General features: G+C 66.0%; 17 protein-coding genes. 12 read left to right on the top strand and 5 right to left on the bottom strand.

Annotated elements, in window-relative coordinates; translation table 11 throughout:
* The first annotated feature begins 15 nt into the window (after nucleotides 1-15).
* From aztB to aztD, 4 genes are all read left to right on the top strand, one after another.
* Nucleotides 16-870, top strand: coding sequence for a zinc ABC transporter permease AztB (aztB, locus tag HYG77_RS18715; protein ID WP_208960195.1), 855 nt, complete (start codon nucleotides 16-18; stop codon nucleotides 868-870).
* Between the two features lie 42 nt (nucleotides 871-912).
* The gene (locus HYG77_RS18710; RefSeq protein ID WP_208960194.1) at nucleotides 913-2,184 is read left to right on the top strand and encodes an ABC transporter; all 1,272 of its coding nucleotides are present in this window, start codon (nucleotides 913-915) and stop codon (nucleotides 2,182-2,184) included.
* Nucleotides 2,181-3,107 (top strand): zinc ABC transporter substrate-binding protein AztC, encoded by a 927-nt coding sequence (aztC, locus tag HYG77_RS18705; protein ID WP_208960193.1) that lies wholly within the window; start codon nucleotides 2,181-2,183, stop codon nucleotides 3,105-3,107. The genes HYG77_RS18710 and aztC overlap by 4 nt, the downstream gene beginning before the upstream one ends.
* Nucleotides 3,108-3,170: 63 nt before the next feature.
* The gene (gene aztD / locus HYG77_RS18700) at nucleotides 3,171-4,379 is read left to right on the top strand and encodes a zinc metallochaperone AztD (RefSeq protein WP_208960192.1); all 1,209 of its coding nucleotides are present in this window, start codon (nucleotides 3,171-3,173) and stop codon (nucleotides 4,377-4,379) included.
* 57 nt (nucleotides 4,380-4,436) lie between these two features.
* Here aztD and HYG77_RS18695 read toward each other — a convergent pair whose 3' ends face one another.
* The gene (locus tag HYG77_RS18695) at nucleotides 4,437-4,880 is read right to left on the bottom strand and encodes a carboxymuconolactone decarboxylase family protein (protein ID WP_109334019.1); all 444 of its coding nucleotides are present in this window, start codon (nucleotides 4,878-4,880) and stop codon (nucleotides 4,437-4,439) included.
* A gap of 141 nt (nucleotides 4,881-5,021) precedes the next feature.
* On the opposite strand from HYG77_RS18695, the gene HYG77_RS18690 reads away from it, so the two are divergent.
* Entirely contained in the window at nucleotides 5,022-5,390 is a 369-nt protein-coding gene (locus HYG77_RS18690) for an MmcQ/YjbR family DNA-binding protein (RefSeq protein WP_109334021.1), read from the top strand.
* Here HYG77_RS18690 and HYG77_RS18685 read toward each other — a convergent pair.
* On the bottom strand, nucleotides 5,374-6,723 hold the full coding sequence (locus HYG77_RS18685; RefSeq protein ID WP_208960191.1) for a TIGR01777 family oxidoreductase: 1,350 nt from the start codon (nucleotides 6,721-6,723) through the stop codon (nucleotides 5,374-5,376). The two genes, HYG77_RS18690 and HYG77_RS18685, sit on opposite strands and share 17 nt — an antisense overlap.
* 57 nt (nucleotides 6,724-6,780) lie before the next feature.
* Between HYG77_RS18685 and HYG77_RS18680 the strand changes: the two genes are divergently transcribed.
* Entirely contained in the window at nucleotides 6,781-8,268 is a 1,488-nt protein-coding gene (locus HYG77_RS18680) for an SDR family oxidoreductase (RefSeq protein WP_109335410.1), read from the top strand.
* Here the strand turns inward: HYG77_RS18680 and HYG77_RS18675 are convergent.
* Entirely contained in the window at nucleotides 8,247-8,870 is a 624-nt protein-coding gene (locus HYG77_RS18675; protein ID WP_208960190.1) for a lipocalin family protein, read from the bottom strand. The genes HYG77_RS18680 and HYG77_RS18675 overlap by 22 nt on opposite strands.
* A 210-nt stretch (nucleotides 8,871-9,080) precedes the next feature.
* Between HYG77_RS18675 and HYG77_RS18670 the strand changes: the two genes are divergently transcribed.
* The 6 genes from HYG77_RS18670 (at nucleotide 9,081) to HYG77_RS18645 (ending at nucleotide 13,499) form a co-directional block, all read left to right on the top strand.
* Nucleotides 9,081-9,749 carry a fasciclin domain-containing protein gene (locus HYG77_RS18670; protein ID WP_208960189.1) on the top strand — a complete coding sequence of 223 codons (669 nt, stop codon included), beginning with the start codon at nucleotides 9,081-9,083 and terminating at the stop codon, nucleotides 9,747-9,749.
* 371 nt (nucleotides 9,750-10,120) lie between these two features.
* Complete coding sequence (locus HYG77_RS18665; RefSeq protein ID WP_109335412.1) at nucleotides 10,121-10,699, top strand: sigma-70 family RNA polymerase sigma factor; 579 nt, start codon at nucleotides 10,121-10,123, stop codon at nucleotides 10,697-10,699.
* A complete protein-coding gene (locus HYG77_RS18660; protein ID WP_208960188.1) occupies nucleotides 10,692-11,417 on the top strand; it encodes an anti-sigma factor in 726 nt (241 codons plus the stop codon). The genes HYG77_RS18665 and HYG77_RS18660 overlap by 8 nt, the downstream gene beginning before the upstream one ends.
* 65 nt (nucleotides 11,418-11,482) lie before the next feature.
* Nucleotides 11,483-11,704 (top strand): hypothetical protein, encoded by a 222-nt coding sequence (locus HYG77_RS18655; protein ID WP_109335413.1) that lies wholly within the window; start codon nucleotides 11,483-11,485, stop codon nucleotides 11,702-11,704.
* Nucleotides 11,701-12,192 carry a Clp protease N-terminal domain-containing protein gene (locus HYG77_RS18650; RefSeq protein ID WP_109334029.1) on the top strand — a complete coding sequence of 164 codons (492 nt, stop codon included), beginning with the start codon at nucleotides 11,701-11,703 and terminating at the stop codon, nucleotides 12,190-12,192. The genes HYG77_RS18655 and HYG77_RS18650 overlap by 4 nt, the downstream gene beginning before the upstream one ends.
* 77 nt (nucleotides 12,193-12,269) lie before the next feature.
* Nucleotides 12,270-13,499, top strand: coding sequence for a LuxR C-terminal-related transcriptional regulator (locus HYG77_RS18645; protein WP_109335414.1), 1,230 nt, complete (start codon nucleotides 12,270-12,272; stop codon nucleotides 13,497-13,499).
* On the opposite strand, the gene fdhD is transcribed toward HYG77_RS18645, so the two are convergent.
* A complete protein-coding gene (fdhD, locus tag HYG77_RS18640; RefSeq protein ID WP_109334031.1) occupies nucleotides 13,492-14,313 on the bottom strand; it encodes a formate dehydrogenase accessory sulfurtransferase FdhD in 822 nt (273 codons plus the stop codon). The genes HYG77_RS18645 and fdhD overlap by 8 nt on opposite strands.
* The gene (locus HYG77_RS18635) at nucleotides 14,313-16,619 is read right to left on the bottom strand and encodes an FdhF/YdeP family oxidoreductase (protein ID WP_208960187.1); all 2,307 of its coding nucleotides are present in this window, start codon (nucleotides 16,617-16,619) and stop codon (nucleotides 14,313-14,315) included. The genes fdhD and HYG77_RS18635 overlap by 1 nt, the downstream gene beginning before the upstream one ends.
* Nucleotides 16,620-16,621: the final 2 nt, after the last annotated feature.

The following is a 16,621-nucleotide window of genomic DNA, read 5'->3' as shown; positions in this document are numbered from 1 at the left end:
GCTTAGGTTAGCACCATGCAGTGGCTACTCGATCCGTTCATGGTGTCTTTCGTTCGCCGGGCGTTGTTCGCCGGAATGCTGGTCTCCGTTCTGTGCGGGTTGGTGGGCACCTGGGTGGTGGTACGCGGAATGGCGTTCATGAGTGAAGCCATCTCCCACGGGATGTTGCCCGGCGTGGCGGTCGCGTACCTCGCGAGCGCCAACCTCATCCTCGGCGCAGCCGCGAGCGCGGTGGTGATGATTCTTGGCGTTTCGTGGGTGTCGAAGAATTCCCGGCTGTCCGAGGACACGGGCATCGGTCTATTGTTCGTCGGAATGCTCGCACTCGGTGTGGTCATCGTCTCGCGGGCACGATCGTTCGCGGTCGATCTCACGGCGTTCCTGTTCGGGGATGTGCTGTCGGCAACGTGGGACGATCTGATCTGGCTCACCGCAGCCGTTGTGGTCGCAGCCCTGATCTCCGTGGTGGCCTACCGGCCGTTCGTTGCTCTGGTCTTCGACGAACGCAAAGCACACACACTGAGACTGCGCCCGCGGTTGGCGCACCTGGCGCTGCTCGCCCTGGTAGTCCTCGCCGTCGTAGCGTCGTTCCGCATCGTCGGAACATTGCTCGTCTTCGGACTCCTGGTTGCGCCCTCCGCCACCGCGGCACTCTTCGGCCGCTCGCTTGTCGCAACCATGGGTCTGGCCGTGCTGCTCGGATGGTCGGCCACAGCCCTTGGACTGATCGTGTCGTGGAACGCCGACACCGCCGCGGGCTCCACCATTGCCGGACTGGCCGTGCTGCAATTCTTCGTCGCCGTACTCATCCGAACTGCAGTGATGCGCCTTCGTGCAGCGAGTTCGCCCGCGCCTGTGCCGATTGGCTAGCCTATCAGTAATGATTATCATTAGTAATAGATGGAGTGCATAGTGCAGAACAGGACACTGGTGCGCGCGGCGATCGCCACGTCGATCGCCGCGCTGGTATCGACCGGGTGCGGCTCGGACGCGACGGACGCGACGGGCGAGACCGCGCCCAGCGGCCAGAGCAGGCCTGGCAGCGACCTCGCGGCCGAAGCAGGAGCCACCGAGGTAGAGGGGCCCGAGCCACGACTGGTCGTCGCAGACGCGCTGTCCGGCCGTGTCGACGTCCTCGATCTGACGACCGCGGACAAGGTCCATTCGTTCCATTTCGACCATCCGACGGTCCTCACCACAGTCAAGGACCGCTACGCGTTCGCAGTCGATGCATCGGGCGGCACCGTGCATGTGGTCGACGCCGGATCATGGACCATCGACCACGGCGACCACAACCACTCTTACACCAAGGCCCCCATCGAGATCGGCAAGCTGACCGGCAAACAGCCGGGAGCCGTCGTAATCGGTGACGACAAGGTCGCCACATTTTTCGATGCCGACGGCCGCGCCGACGTGATCGACTTCGCGCAGCTGCGCAAGGACAGCGCCGAGGTCGGCGAGGTCGTGCCGTCCGCATCTGCGCACGCCGGAATGGCGATACCCGTCGCCGATCGCTACCTCGTCTCTCGACCGGGCACCGGCGCAGGGGCTTTCGCACCGGCTTCGTTCGAGCTCCGCAACGCGAACGGCGGGGTGGAGACGGCATTCGACGTCGCGTGCCCGGCAGCGAACGGACACGCCGTCTTCGACTCCTACGCGCTCGCGGCGTGTGACGATGGTGTCTTCCTCGCACGCGTCACCGGCGGACAGTGGACGGCGGAGAAGATTCCGTACCCGGAAGGCATCGGACCGAGCACCCGCCCCACCGCGTTCCGTGGGACGGACGGAACGCCCCTCCTAGCCGCGACAGCGGGATCACCTATCGCCAATGACGGTGTGCTGCTGCTCGATCCACTGACCCACCACTGGACCCACGTTCGGACGCCGGCCGCGGCGCTCGACGTAAACCTGTCCGGCGACGGCCGCTCGCTCTTCGCCGTCCTCGCCGACGGCACCTTCCGGGTGTTCGACGCAGCGTCCGGGGCGGAGACGGCATCCGCCCCGGCCCTGACCGGCGACAAGCCGCACGAGTCCGCAGCGATCACCGTCGGCGGCAATCGCGCCTACGTCACCGACCCGGAAGCGAAAGCCGTGATAGAGATCGACTATCGAGACAACGCACGAATAGCACGCAGGCTTGATGTCGGAATTTCCGTCTCCTCGGTCAGCGTCGTGGGTTCATGACGGCGACGTTGCGGCGCCTGGTGCCGCTCGGTCTTCTGCTCGCGCTCACCGCCTCGGCCGTCACCGCGTGTGCCTCCTCCGCCTCCGATGGCCCGTTGGTGGTGGTGACGACGAACATTCTTGGTGACGTGGTAGAGAACGTCGTCGGGGATCAGGCCGACGTCATGGTGCTGATGCCGAGGAATGCCGACCCGCACTCGTTCGAGATCTCGGCGCCGGAAGCCGCACGGGTGGCGAGCGCCGATCTCGTCGTATCCAACGGACTCGGGCTCGAAGAGGGATTGGGAAGCACTGTCGAAGCTGCCCGGGCCGAGTCGATCCCGATTCTCGAGGTCGGTGAGCGTGTGCGGCCCATCGAGTACGGCACCGGGCAGTCCTCGGGCTTACTGGACCCACATATCTGGACCGATCCGGACCGCATGCGCGACGCTGTCGCCCTTGTTCGCGACGCGGTCATCGAGCACGTGACCGGTGTGGACGCACAGGTGATTCGAGATCGATCCGATGACTACTCGGGTCAACTCGAGGAGCTGACCGAGCGGATGACGTCTCGGTTCGCAGGCATTCCGGAAGAGCGCCGCACACTGGTCACGAACCATCATGTATTCGGCTATCTCGCAGAGCGATTCGATTTCGAGGTGGTCGGCGCCGTCATTCCGAGTGGGACCACGCTGGCCTCACCCAGCGCTTCCGACCTGTCGCAACTCGCCGCCACCATCACTTCCGCGAAGGCACCGGCAATCTTCGTGGATTCGTCACAACCGAATCGGCTCGCCGAGGTGCTGGCTTCGGAGGCGAGGTTGCCCGTCGCCGTCGTCTCCCTGTTCACCGAGTCACTCGGGGACGTGGGGTCGGACGCCGGGACCTACATACAGATGATGGACTCCAATTCCCTCACGATCAGCCGGAACCTGGCGTCGTGACACATCGCCACATGCACATTCATGGCTTTGACAATCATTTGCGATAAGGAGTACTTCTCATGGGTGACCCTTTTGCGTAGATCTCCCCTGCCCGCGGCCGTTGTTGCTCTAGGACTCTCGGCTGCGCTCTTGACCTCCTGCTCTTCCGACTCGGCCGATGCTGCCACCGACAACGCAACGCGCACCGATTCGGCGACGCCCCGCCTCGCGTTGAGCTACGACGGAGGTGTTCTCGTGCTCGACGCGAAGACACTCGATGTCGTCGGAACCGCCGAGATGGACGGGTTCAACCGCCTCAATCCGGCGGGGGACGGCCGGCATGTACTTATCAGCACGGGCAGCAGTTTCACCGCGCTCGACACCGGTACCTGGACGGACGGCGACAGCCATTTCGTCAGCGATCCGGCTGTCACGGACATCTCGTTCGACGCGACGACGCCCGGGCACGTGGTCCGGCACGACGGCAAAACGGTGCTGTTCGACGACGGAACCGGCTTGGTGCGCGTCTTCGACCCGGCAAAGCTCGCCGATGGTCTGCCCGAGACCACCGACTACACGACACCGGAAGCGCACCATGGTGTGGCGGTCGAACTGTCGGACGGCAGCATGCTCACCACGGTGGGCAACGAAGACGAGCGGACCGGCATCGTCGTACTCGACCGCGACCGCAAGGAGATTGCGCGCAACGAGGAGTGCCCCGGCGTACACGGCGAAGCCGTGGCGGCGGACGAAACCGTGGTTGTCGGTTGCCAGAACGGCCTGCTGATCTACCGTGACGGCGTCATCACCAAGGTGACCAGTCCCGATCCGTACGGACGCATCGGCAACCAGGCCGGGGACGAGAATTCCCCGATCATCCTGGGCGATTACAAGACCGACCCGGACGCCGAGCTCGAGCGTCCTCAGCGGGTCAGCCTGACCGACACCACCACCGGACAGCTGACGCTCGTCGACCTCGGCACCAGCTACACGTTCCGTTCCCTCGGCCGCGGTGTGCACGGTGAAGCGCTCGTCCTGGGTACCGACGGCGCACTGCACGTGATCGATCCCGGGTCCAAGACGGTGACCCGTACGGTGCCGCTGATCGACCCCTGGACCGAGCCGGAGAAGTGGCAGTCGCCCCGGCCCGCTCTGTTCGTGCAGGACGGCACGGCCTACGTGACCGATCCGGCGAAGAACAGGATCCACGCGGTCGACCTCGAGTCCTGGACCGTGTCCGATTCGGCCGATCTTCCGCAGACGCCGAACGAGATCACCGGCGTCACCGGCTGACGCAGTGAAGGCGTATCGGATTCGGACCCGCGAGGGGTGGGTCCGAATCCGATACCGTCACGACGCGTCGGTTGTGCCCGCGAGCGGACCGAGTTCCTCGTCGAGTGCTTCCTGCACCACAGCCATCGCCGACAATCCGGCGGGGGCACCGCAGTAGGCGCTGGCGTGAATGACCGCCTCCACGATCTCCGTGCGGGTCAGACCGTTTCGAAGAGCTCCGCGCACATGCCCTTTCAGCTCACCGTGCGCCCGCAGTGCAATCAGCATCCCGAGGTTGAGCAGGCTACGGCTGCGCCGATCCAACCCGGGCCGGTTCCATACAGCACCCCAGACGTGTTCACTGACGAATTCCTGCAGAGATTCGCTGTCGGTACCGGCAGTGCGGGTGAGCGCCCGCTCGACGAAATCAGCGCCCATCACCTCGCGGCGCACTGCCAGCCCCGCCTCGACTGCGGGACTTCGACCACCACCGGTCGGGCCGGCCGGTTCTGCTTCGGTCATCGGTTCACTCCTGTTCCGGTGCCTCGATCGTCACCACCGTCACTCTACGAACTCCCACCTGCCGTGCTTGCAACACCCGAGCGATGTCGGTGCGGCCGGATATAACGGAACCCGACAACATGAGGAAGTGTGGGAGCTGTGATGCCGACCGAGCACGAGGTGCGCACGATGATGCTGGCTCTGCCAGAGGCACACGAGGTGGTGGTCGCCAACTGGGGTGACCAGCCGACCTTCCGGGTGCGCAACAAGATGTTCGGTCTGGTCGGGTACGGCGCGCCCACGGTGTGCCTGAAAGCCACCCTCGAAACCCAGACCGCCCTCGTCCAGGAAGATCCCGAGGTGTTTCTCGTGGCGCCGTTCTTCGGGCGCTGGGGGTGGATCGACGTGGTCCTGGAGGCGGTGACGTCGACCGAACTGGCGGAGCTGGTCGAGGAGGCGTGGCGCCTCACCGCCCCCAAACGTGTCGTCGCCGCGTACGACAAGGAACGGGGTGCTACTCCGCTGTCGTGAATCGCCCGAGCTGGTGCCGCAGGGCACTTTCGAGATCGGGGCGCCGGAACCGGTGCTCGCACGAGAGAAGCCGTCCCGGAACAACTCGCTGATTCGCGAGGGCCAGTTCTCGGGCCCCTTGCTCACCCAGGAGTAGTTTGGGTCCGAAGTCGGGCACCGGTAGGAACGCCGGCCGGTGCACCACCGACGCAAGTACCGCCGTGTACTCCGCGTTGCGCACGGGGTTCGGCGCGACGGCATTCACCGGACCAGTCAAGCGCGTGTCGACGACGGCCCGATGGTAGATGTCCACCAGGTCGTCGAGGTCGATCCACGACAACCATTGCGTACCTGCACCGAGCCGGCCACCGAGTCCCACTTCGAAGAGTGGCCGCTGTAGCCGCAGGACACCACCTTTCGGCGATTGGACGATACCGGTCCGCACGGCTACCACCCGCGCGCCCGCATCGGAGGCGGAAGCGGTCGCACCTTCCCACTCTGCCACCGTGTCGGCGAGGAAGCCGTCACCACGCTCGTCGTCTTCGTGCAGGAGCTCGTCGCCGCGGTCCGGACCGTAGTAGCCGATCGCCGACGCAGTGACGAAGACCTTGGGTCCGTCGGCGGTGGAACCAATCAGCTCTGCCAGCCGCCGAGTGGGTTCGATGCGGCTGTCCCGAACGGCACGGCGGTGGCTGTCGGTGAAGCGGCCCGCAATGGACGCGCCGGCGAGGTGGATCACCGCGTCGACGCCCGCGAGGAGATCGGCGGCCGGAGCGGCCGGGTTCCAACGCCGCTCGTCCGGGGTCCGCGGCGTGCGGCGCACCAAGCGGACGACCCGGTGACCTCCCGTGGCGAGAAACGCGGTGAGAGCCGAACCCACCAAGCCCGAACTACCGGTCACCGCGATCGTGCGGGAACCCGGCGCCAGGGTCGATGCCCACTGGTGGCGGGCCATGTCGTCGGCGACCTGGCGATGCCGGTAGCGGAACGTCGAGGTCAGGAAGCGGCTAGGGACGGCGGTGTCGACCCGGTCGGTCATCCGGGTCTCGTCTTCGGATACGACCTCGAACGTGTGCGTGTGCCGCCACGGCACCAGCAACCGCATCGGGAGCCCCGCCGAATAGTCGACGAACTGCCGCGGCGGGTCGTACCCCGCTGGGTCGTGTCGGGCTGTCCACCGCAGGCCGCCCGGCAAGCGCAACACCGCCCGCCCCGCCTTCAGGGATTCCGCTTCCTCGTCGAGCGACAGCGGCTGCCACGGCGGCGACAGCCGAGTGAAGGCCCCGGGTCTCGTATGCCACGCGAACAGCTCGTCCCGCGCGGATCGGATCACGCTCGAATGCACGATGCCCATCACTCGACCCTAGCGTTGATCGAGCGAGGCGGCACCCGTGACGGGTAGCGTATGGGAATGACACAGTTACGCGTACTGGTCACGGGTGCTACGGGATACATCGGTGGACGCCTCGCACCCCGACTGCTGGAAGCCGGGTATCAGGTGCGGGTGCTGGCACGTTCCCCCGAGAAGCTCACCGATGTTCCGTGGGCATCGGACGTCGACATTGCTCGCGGTGACCTGAGCGATCCCGAATCCCTTTCTGCCGCTTTCGCGGACGTGGACGTCGTCTACTACCTCGTCCATTCCATGGGCGGCCCGGACGAGTTCGAGGAGGCCGAACGGGTCAGCGCGGAGAACGTCGCTCGAGCCGCCCACACGGCCGGGGTTGGACGCATCGTCTATCTGGGCGGGCTCCACCCCGAATCCGCGGACCTGTCTCCGCACCTCCGTTCTCGGACGGAAGTCGGGAAGATCCTCACCGAGTCCGGCGTGCCCACAATGGTCCTGCAGGCCGGGGTCGTCATCGGATCTGGTTCGGCCTCTTTCGAAATGATTCGTCACCTCACCAACAGACTTCCCGTGATGACGACGCCGCGGTGGGTGAACAACAAGATCCAGCCCATCGCCGTCCGCGACGTCCTGCACTACCTCGTCGCGGCAGCGGAGGCCCCGTTACCGCGCAGCCGCTCCTACGACATCGGCGGCCCCGACGTGATCCGGTACGGCGAGATGATGCAGATCTATGCGGAGATCGCTGGACTGCGGCAACGCAGAATTCTCGTCCTGCCCGTGCTCACACCGAAACTCGCCGGTTTGTGGATAGGACTGGTCACCCCCATACCGCGTTCGCTGGGCCGGGCACTGATCGAATCACTGCACAACGATGCCGTCGTCGGCGAGCACGACATCGACGACGTGATTCCACCACCGGCAGCAGGGCTGACGTCGTACCGTGACGCCGTTCGATTGGCGTTGCGGCGCATCGACAACGGCGAGGTCGAGACCACCTGGGCAAGCGCCTCCCCCGTGGGTGCCCCGTCCGATCCGCTTCCGTCCGACCCCGACTGGGCCGGTGAGGTTGTCTACACCGACGAGCGCAGCAAGGAGTGCGCTGCGGATGCGCACACCCTGTGGAGCGTCGTCGAGAGTATCGGCGGGGAAAACGGATGGTACTCGTTTCCGCTGGCCTGGTCCGTGCGTGGCTGGCTCGATCGGATCGCCGGTGGTGTCGGGCTCACTCGCGGTCGTAGAAATCCGAAGCAGCTCAATACCGGTGATCCACTGGATTTCTGGCGTGTCGAGCATATCGAGCGCGGTTCGCTGTTGCGGCTGCGCGCGGAGATGCGGGCTCCCGGCGGAGCCTGGCTCGAATGGCGTGTCCGCCCCGTCGATCAGGACTCGTCGCGGTTGGAGCAACGCGCCATCTTTTTCCCGAAAGGACTGGCGGGCCGGCTGTATTGGTACTCCATCCTTCCGTTCCACGGGATCATCTTCCGGGGAATGATGGAGAACATCACCGGCGCCGCCGCCCGCCTGGGTCACACGGTGCAGAGGGGTTGAATGTTGTCTCGACCTCCGGTGGTCGGTGAGGTCAGCAGCAGGCACGAGTTGTAACCCCGCGATTCCACCACCTGGCGGATCTGCGTCCAGCCGGAATCGTCTACCGCAGGAGTCCGCGACAGGACGAAACCCGACGTGCGCGCCGGATCGCCGACCAGTGCCCACGAATAGTCGTCGGCGATGTAGGTCACCACATAGTTGGTGGGACCCTCGGGTCCGCTCTGAAACGGTACCGAGGGAAAACTCACGTGCAATTGTGCGTTGGTGACGGGATCGTTGACGCGCGCGTTCCCTTCGATGCCGCTCGTTCCCCCCGCCCACGTCGTGCAGGAGTTGGACACACTCACATTCGTGGAATCGCGCACTCCGTAGGTGGCTCTCGTGTCGCGCGCGCAATCGAGGTTGAACGGTTGCGGTACCGCTGCCAGTTGGTACCAGGTACCGGCATACCGCTCCACGTCGAGGCCGGCGACAGGGGCCAGCGGCCCAGGGAACTCCGCCTGCCCCATCGGTTCTGCCTGCGCCGGACCCGCTGCAAGCAACACAGCGGCGGCAGCGGTCGCAAGTCCGACGGCACATCCACGCATTGTCGAAACGCCCATGTCGAGCCCTCTTCCGGTGATCGAGTTCGCGGTGACACGCACACCCCGAAGAGAGGGCTGCGCGGCACCCTTGCGGAAGGAATTCGACGCCGCCGCGCCACCGGATGGGTTGGATACAAAAATAAAAAGCGGACCCATCCGCTTGGCGAACCGCTCCGAATGGCTGTCGATGGTGCGCAACCGCACCCACATCGGAGAGAGGCAATTTCCATGAACATCACCACACGGGTACTGGCAGTCGCAGCGAGCACGTCCTTGGTGTTGCTGGGCGCAGCATGCTCCTCGGACGACAGCGACTCGTCGAGCACTGCCGGCGCCGCAGACACCATGACTTCCGAGTCGAACTCCGACTCCGGATCCACCACTTCTTCCGCGATGGCCGACCCGGCCGCCAACCTGGTGGGTCCGGGTTGCGCCGAGTACGCGAAGACCGTGCCCGAGGGCGCAGGGTCGGTCAACGGAATGGCGCAGGATCCGGTGGCCACCGCCGCTTCGAACAATCCGCTGCTCACCACGCTCACCGCGGCGGTGTCGGGACAACTCAATCCGCAGGTCAATCTGGTGGACACCCTCAACAGTGGACAGTTCACGGTCTTCGCGCCTGTGGATGCCGCATTCGCCAAAGTTGATCCCGCCACCATCGAAACGCTGAAGACCGATTCTGCTCTGCTCACCAAGGTGCTCACTTACCACGTGGTGCCCGGGCAGATCGCACCGGACGACATCGATGGCGAGCACGCCACCGTCGAGGGCGGCTCCGTCACCGTCACCGGATCGGGTGACGACCTGAAGGTCAATGACGCCGGCGTGATCTGCGGTGGCGTGCAGACCGCCAACGCGACGGTGTACCTGGTCGACTCCGTCCTGATGCCCCAGTAATTTCCGGCTCAGCCATCACACACAGATACCGGTGGTACCGAATCTCGGTGCCGCCGGGTTTGTGCGTTGCAGGAAGGGGCAGAGGGTAGACCCCAACGATGTATTCCTCTGGGCACGAGTCGATCCGGCAGTCCACGGCCACTTCAGCTTCGAATCACTGATATGGAATTCGGTTTCGCCACAACGACGAGGCACGTGCGCAAGCGCTCATCCGCGTGCCCACCGTCAGCGGCAACCCGATGAACGATTCGGTCACCGAGGTCGGGGCGTTCGACGCGGCAACCCGGTTGCTGGAGAGGTCGATGTCCCCGACCTGGTCGCACCGGCTGCAGGCTGGGATTAGGCTGAAGTTCGATGAACGGACAAGGCCGATGACCGGCGTCGACAGGGCCACGGAGAACGTGACGCTGACGGCTTTGCTCGCGCAGATTGCCGCGGGCGAAACCGAAGCGTTCACCGTCTTCTACGAACGCACGAGCGCGCGCGTGTACGGCATGGTGTTGCGCGTTCTCCGCGACCCCGGTTACAGCGAGGAAACCACCCAAGAGGTGTATCTGCAGGTCTGGAAGTCCGCAGCGAGCTTCGACCCCCGCCAGGGCTCACCGCTGTCGTGGCTGATCACCTTGGCGCACCGGCGTGCGGTCGATCGGGTGCGCTCCGAGCAGTCGGGCACCGACCGGGAATCGACCTACGGCGCGGCGAGCTACTACGGCCCGTTCGACGCCGTGTCCGAGGAGGTTGCCCGCCGTGGCGACAAGAATGACGTCATCGACTGCCTGGGCACTCTCACCGAAATCCAGCAGGAGACCGTCGTCCTGGCCTATTACGGCGGACTCACCTACCGCGAGGTGGCAGAGCGGTTGTCCGTGGCCCTTCCCACCGTGAAATCGCGGATCCGAGACGGATTGAGAAGGCTCGGGCAGTGTTTGGGGGTGCAGGTCGATGGATGAGTCCACCAACCCTCTGCTCGATCTCGCCCCGGTATACGCCCTCGACGCGGTCGACGACGTGCAACGGCGCCAGATCGACGCCGCGGTGCGGGACGCTACGCCCCAGGTTCGCGTCGAGTTCGCCGACGCGGTACGAGGTGTCCGGGAAACGATGGCCGCACAGTCCGCGTCTACCGCAGTGGAACCGCCCGCCCACCTGATCGGCCGCATCCTCGGGTCGCTGCCCGCCGCGACCACCCCGGTGTCGCTCGACGGCGCGCGCAGTCGACGCCGCAACCGGCTGATCGCCGCGCTGACAGCGGCGGCCGCAGTGGTCGTTCTCGCGGTCGGCGGTGTGACCGTGGTGCAGCAGTTCCGCGATGATTCCACCGAGCCCGTTCCCGCCCAGATTCTGGCGGCCGACGACGTCCGCACGGCGGTAGCGCCTATTGCCGGTGGCGGTTCGGCCACGGTCGTCTTCTCCAAGGATGTCGACGCGGGCGTCCTGGTGATGAATGATGTCGCTCCGCCTGCTCCGGGCTCGGTGTACCAGATGTGGCTCCTCGGTCCCTCCCACGAACCGGTGTCGGCGGGGATCATGGACGCCGGCGCCGTATCTCCGTCCACGACGGCCGTCGTCACGGGCATCGACGAGTCGACGGCCCTCGGATTCAGTGTGGAGCCGCCCGGTGGTTCGCCTCGACCGACCACAATCTTCGCGACGATCAACCTCGCCTGACCGCAGACCCACCGGCCTATCAACAAAGGTTGACGGAGTCGCCTCATCAACATATGTTGACAGCTGTGGCTGACGATCTGGATCCGGATACCGCGTTGGCGGCCGTGGTGGCACTTCGACGTCAGGCGGATCAGCTCGAGCGCAAGGCAGTGGAGCTGGCCCTCGCTTCCGGCTGGACCTGGTCGGCGATCGGTCAGGCTCTCGGAATCTCAGGGCAGGCGGCACACAAGCGTCTGGGCCCCGGACGCAGAGAAACAGGCAACGCGAAGAGGAGAGGCACACGATGATGCTGACCCGCGGATGGCGCGACATGCGGTCGATGAAACGGCTGTTCGCCGAGACCGAAGCCGAAGCCGACCGGCTCGGTGACCGGGAGCCCGGTGCGGAACATCTCTTATTGGCGTCGTTTTCGTTGCCGGACGGCACTTCTCGGCGAGTGTTCGAGCGTCTGGGGTCCGACCGGGACGCTCTGCGCGAGGCCATTACCCGGGTGCACCGTGACGCACTCGCTGCAGCAGGCATCGGTGACACCACCTCCGTCGACACGGCACTGCGCCGGCCCCGTTCCGGCCCCCTGCACCTGTCGGCACCAGCACGCGAGGCCTTCCGCGAGGCGACAGCGGTGGCAAAGGCGGGACGTCGACCGTTCACCGGGGCGGACATCGTCCGCGCGGTAGCGGGAGTCGAACACGGCACGGCGGCCCGCGCCCTGGAAATTCTGGGTCTCGAGCGGTCCGACGTCATCGATGCCGCCCGGGCCGAGGCTCGGGCCTGACCAGCACCGCGCGATACCCTCGTAAGGTGGTTCTCTCCAGCTCGACCTCGGTGTCACCTGCGGATCTCCTCGGTTCGATGCGCGACGTCATCGACGGCTCGCTCCCCGACATCGCCGTCCGGTTCTCGAAATTTCTCGCCGACATCTGGCCGCACACCGCACTCGTGATCTTCACCCGTGAATGCACGGGACGTCCTCGGAAGGTCAGCGGAGATCCGTCGATCGTCGAGCGGGTCACCATCACCGAACTCGATGCACTGCGCACCCAGCTGGCCGTGGACGAGGTCTTCGACGATCACGCCGTGATCGCCGGCTCGAAGCGGAAGGTCTGGGCACTGCTGGACGCCACCGGCACCTTGCTGCTCGTCGTACCGAAAACCCGTCAGCGCATCCGCGACGTCGACCTCGTCGGGGCCGCGTTCGGTGTCGTGGCCGTGTCCATTCGACTGCAGGTAGCGCAGGCCAGTCCGGCCTATCTGGCGGAGTCGCGGGCGGCGTCGAGCGAGAGGGCCAGGACCATCGTCGAATTGACGGATCTACATGCCGCCACCCTCGAGTCGATCCTCGCGACTCTCCGGTCCAAGGATCTCGACGATCATCGGTCGCGTATCACGGCGAGCGAGACCGCGTCCACGGCCCTGGTGGCGCTGCGCTCGGCCGGTGAGTCCGACCGCCTCCTCACGGAGGAAGCCGTCACCACCGCATTCGCCCGACTACAGGGTGAACTCCGGCCCCTTCTGCAGCACCGGCCACTGGTCGTCGACTACGTCGATCCGCCCGCGGACGGACGGGCCCTTCCCGGTGAAGTCGCGCATGCCGCACGCGCGGTGGTGCGCAGCGCTGTTCTCGCCTTCGCCGCACAGGCGACGCTCGAACGGATTCGCATCGCCTGGGACTGCGACGGATCCAATCTTCTGGTCGAAGTCCGCGACGACGGCGCCGGCGGCCTGGACACCGACGCACTCGTTCGGCAACTGTCGGGCCGCGTCCACACCCTCGGTGGGCGGATTGCCGTCGAGTCCGTCGACGGGTGGGGCTCCCGCGTCGCCGTCGCCATTCCGCTCGATCCTCCGGCGGTGAGGCCCGACGAACAACAGCTCGGCGACCTCAACCCCCGCGAACTCGAGGTGCTGGGCCATCTCGCCACGGGCAAGCGAAACAAGGCGATCGCCGACAGCCTCGGCATCAGCGAGAGCACCGTCAAGTTCCATGTTGCCGGGGTGTTGAAGAAGCTCGGGGTGGGGTCGCGCGGAGAAGCAGGGGCTATTGCGCTCGAGGCAGGGATCCGCGCCGACAGCCTCAGGTGATGCGGTCGGGGTGGGTGTAGATGTTCATCGTGGTGCCGCGGAGAAATCCGATGAGGGTCAGTCCGGTGTCGTGGGCGAGGTCGATCGCCAACGAGGAGGGGGCGGACACGGCGGCAAGGACGGGGATCCCGGCCATCACCGCTTTCTGGGCGAGTTCGAACGACGCCCGACCCGACACCAGCAGGATGCTCCCCCGCAGCGGGATGCGGCCCTGTTCGGTGGCCCAGCCGATCAGCTTGTCGACCGCGTTGTGCCGGCCGACGTCCTCCTTGACCGTCAGCAGGTCCCCGGTAGCGGTGAACAACCCGGCCGCGTGCAGGCCGCCGGTGCTGTCGAACACCTTCTGCGCCGCCCGCAGCCGGTCCGGCAGCTCCGCGATCGTCGCGGACGGCACCCGCACCGGGTCGGTGGCCGGGGAATGCTCCGTGCGTTGCCGGATCGCGTCGAGGGACGCCTTTCCACACACCCCACAGGAGGAGGTGGTGTAGAAGTTCCGTTCGATGCCGGTGTCGGGCAGGAAGATCCCGGGGGCGAGGTCGACGTCGAGAACGTTGTAGGTATTCACCCCGTGCTCGTCGACACTGTTGCAGTACCGGATCGACGCAATATCCGCCCGGTCGGCGATGATCCCCTCGGTCAGCAGGAACCCCTGCGCCAGTTCCACATCCGAACCCGGGGTCCGCATCGTCACCGCCAGCGGGGTCCCGTTCACCCGGATCTCGAGCGGCTCCTCGACCACCACCGTGTCCGGGCGGGTCGACTGCCGGGTGTCGGTGATCCGGGTGACCGGGGTCCGGAGCGTCACCCGCCCCATCAGGACCGCCTCTCGAGCCGGATCAGCACGGCCTTCGACACCGGGGTATTCGACACCGCCGCCACGTGATCGAGCGGAATCAGCGGATTCGTCTCCGGATAATAGGCGGCCACATTCCCCACCGGCGTCGGATACGGCACCAGCCGGAAATCGCCGGCCCGCCGTTCCTGCACGGTCCCGTCAGGGGTGGTCCACTCCGACACCAGATCCACCCGATCCCCGTCGGTGAAGCCCAGTGCGGCAAGGTCGTCGGTGTTGATGAACAGCACCCGCCGGCCGCCCTTGACGCCGCGGTAACGGTCGTCGAGCCCGTAGATGGTGGTGTTGTACTGATCGTGCGAGCGCATCGTCTGCAGGATCAGCTTCCCCGCCGGCACCGGCAGCCAGGACAGTGCGTTGACGGTGAAGTTCGCCTTCCCCGTGCTGGTGTCGAACCGGCGCTCATCCCGGGGTGGGTGCGGCAGGGCGAACCCGTCTGGCGCACGCACCTTCCGGTTGAAGTCCTCGAACCCGGGAATCACCCGGGCAATCGAATCGCGGATCCGGTCGTAGTCGGCGGCGAACTCCTGCCAGGGCACCAGGTGATCGGGCCCGAACAAGGCCTGGGCGATCCCGCACACGATCGCGACCTCACTGCGCAACTGGTCACTGGCCGGGGGGAGGCTGCCGCGGGACAGATGCACCACCGACATCGAGTCCTCCACCGACACCTGCTGCTTGCGCCCGGACTGCACATCCTTGTCGGTGCGGCCCAACGAGGGCAGGATCAGTCCGGTTCGCCCGGTCACCAGGTGGGAGCGGTTCAGTTTCGTCGACACCTGCACCGTCAACGCACAGTTCCGCAGGGCGGCCTCGGTGGTGTCGGTGTCCGGGGTGGCGGAGACGAAGTTGCCGCCCATCCCGACGAACACCGACGCCTTCCCGTCCCGCATCGCCCGAATCGAGTCGACCGCATCCCACCCATGTCGGCGGGGGGACCGGATCCCGAACTCGGTGTCCAACGCGGTCAGGAAGGGTTCGGGCATCTTCTCCCAGATCCCCATCGTCCGGTCCCCCTGGACGTTGGAGTGCCCTCGGACCGGGCACACCCCGGCCCCGGGTTTGCCGATCATCCCCTGCAACAGCAGCAGGTTCACCGCATCCTGAATGGTCGCGACCCCGTGCGTCTGCTGGGTCAACCCCATCGCCCAGCAGATGATCGTCCTCTTCGAGGCGATCAGCGCCTGCGCCGTCTGCTGGATCTGCGCGAGGGTCAGTCCGGTGGCTTGGACCACGGTGTCGAGGTCGACCTGCCGGATGGCGGCGGCGTAGTCGTCGAATCCTGCGGTGTGCCGGTCGATGAAGTCGCGGTCGATCACCGTGCCCGGGTTGCGGTCCTCTTCCTCGAGCAGGAGCCGGCCCAACCCTTGGAACAGGGCCTGGTCGCCGCCGATCCGGATCTGCAGGAACTCGTCGGCGATCTGCACCCCGTTCCCGACCACCCCGTGCACCTTCTGGGGGTCCTTGAACCGCAGCAGCCCCGCCTCCGGGAGCGGGTTGATCGCGATCACTTTCGCCCCGTTACCCTTGGCTTTTTCCAGGGTGGAGAGCATGCGGGGGTGGTTGGTGCCCGGGTTCTGGCCTGCGATCAGGATCAGGTCGGCGTTCTCGATATCCGGGACGGTCACCGAACCCTTCCCGATCCCGATCGTCTCCACCAGAGCCGACCCGGAGGATTCGTGGCACATGTTCGAGCAGTCCGGCAGGTTGTTCGTGCCGAATGCCCGAATCATCAACTGGTACACGAACGCCGCCTCATTACTGGTGCGCCCGGACGTGTAGAACACCGCCTCGTCCGGCGATCCCAGCGCGCGTAGTTCCCCGGCGATCATCGCGAACGCGGCGTCCCAGCCGATCGGCTCGTAATGCGTTGCCCCGGGCAGCAGCACCATCGGATGCGTCAACCGGCCCTGCTGCCCCAACCAGAACTCGGTTTTGCCGAGCAACTCCGCCACCGAATGCTCGGCGAAGAACTCCGGTGTCACGGTGCGGGTGGTGGCCTCCTCCGCGACCGCCTTCGCCCCGTTCTCACAGAACTCCGCGTGCTTGCGGTGCCCCGGAGTTTCCGGCCACGCACACCCCGGGCAATCGAACCCGTCCCGCTGATTCAACTTGAACAACGTGCGGGCCGTGCGCACCGGACCCATCTGCTCCAACCCGCGCCGCAACGACACCAACACCGCAGGAACACCCGCCGCATAGGACTTTTCGTGCGTGACGACGACATCATCCTCGTCGAAGGTGTACCTGTCGGTGGTGTCGGTCATGA

This window comes from Rhodococcus sp. ZPP (genome assembly GCF_017656075.1).
Taxonomy (GTDB): domain Bacteria; phylum Actinomycetota; class Actinomycetes; order Mycobacteriales; family Mycobacteriaceae; genus Rhodococcus_F; species Rhodococcus_F oxybenzonivorans.
The sequence above is the reverse complement of the archived record's forward strand: the minus strand, read 5'-3'. Positions and strand labels throughout refer to the sequence as shown.

Bases quoted from the DNA above. Each gene is read 5' to 3' on its own strand.
- aztB (WP_208960195.1), top strand. From the start codon at position 16: ATGCAGTGGCTACTCGATCCGTTCATGGTGTCTTTCGTTCGCCGGGCG.
- aztC (WP_208960193.1), top strand. From the start codon at position 2,181: ATGACGGCGACGTTGCGGCGCCTGGTGCCGCTCGGTCTTCTGCTCGCG.
- HYG77_RS18695 (WP_109334019.1), bottom strand. From the start codon at position 4,880: ATGACCGAAGCAGAACCGGCCGGCCCGACCGGTGGTGGTCGAAGTCCC.
- HYG77_RS18690 (WP_109334021.1), top strand. From the start codon at position 5,022: ATGCCGACCGAGCACGAGGTGCGCACGATGATGCTGGCTCTGCCAGAG.
- HYG77_RS18685 (WP_208960191.1), bottom strand. From the start codon at position 6,723: ATGGGCATCGTGCATTCGAGCGTGATCCGATCCGCGCGGGACGAGCTG.
- HYG77_RS18680 (WP_109335410.1), top strand. From the start codon at position 6,781: ATGACACAGTTACGCGTACTGGTCACGGGTGCTACGGGATACATCGGT.
- HYG77_RS18675 (WP_208960190.1), bottom strand. From the start codon at position 8,870: ATGGGCGTTTCGACAATGCGTGGATGTGCCGTCGGACTTGCGACCGCT.
- HYG77_RS18670 (WP_208960189.1), top strand. From the start codon at position 9,081: ATGAACATCACCACACGGGTACTGGCAGTCGCAGCGAGCACGTCCTTG.
- HYG77_RS18665 (WP_109335412.1), top strand. From the start codon at position 10,121: ATGACCGGCGTCGACAGGGCCACGGAGAACGTGACGCTGACGGCTTTG.
- HYG77_RS18660 (WP_208960188.1), top strand. From the start codon at position 10,692: ATGGATGAGTCCACCAACCCTCTGCTCGATCTCGCCCCGGTATACGCC.
- HYG77_RS18650 (WP_109334029.1), top strand. From the start codon at position 11,701: ATGATGCTGACCCGCGGATGGCGCGACATGCGGTCGATGAAACGGCTG.
- HYG77_RS18645 (WP_109335414.1), top strand. From the start codon at position 12,270: ATGCGCGACGTCATCGACGGCTCGCTCCCCGACATCGCCGTCCGGTTC.
- fdhD (WP_109334031.1), bottom strand. From the start codon at position 14,313: ATGGGGCGGGTGACGCTCCGGACCCCGGTCACCCGGATCACCGACACC.
- HYG77_RS18635 (WP_208960187.1), bottom strand. From the start codon at position 16,619: ATGACCGACACCACCGACAGGTACACCTTCGACGAGGATGATGTCGTC.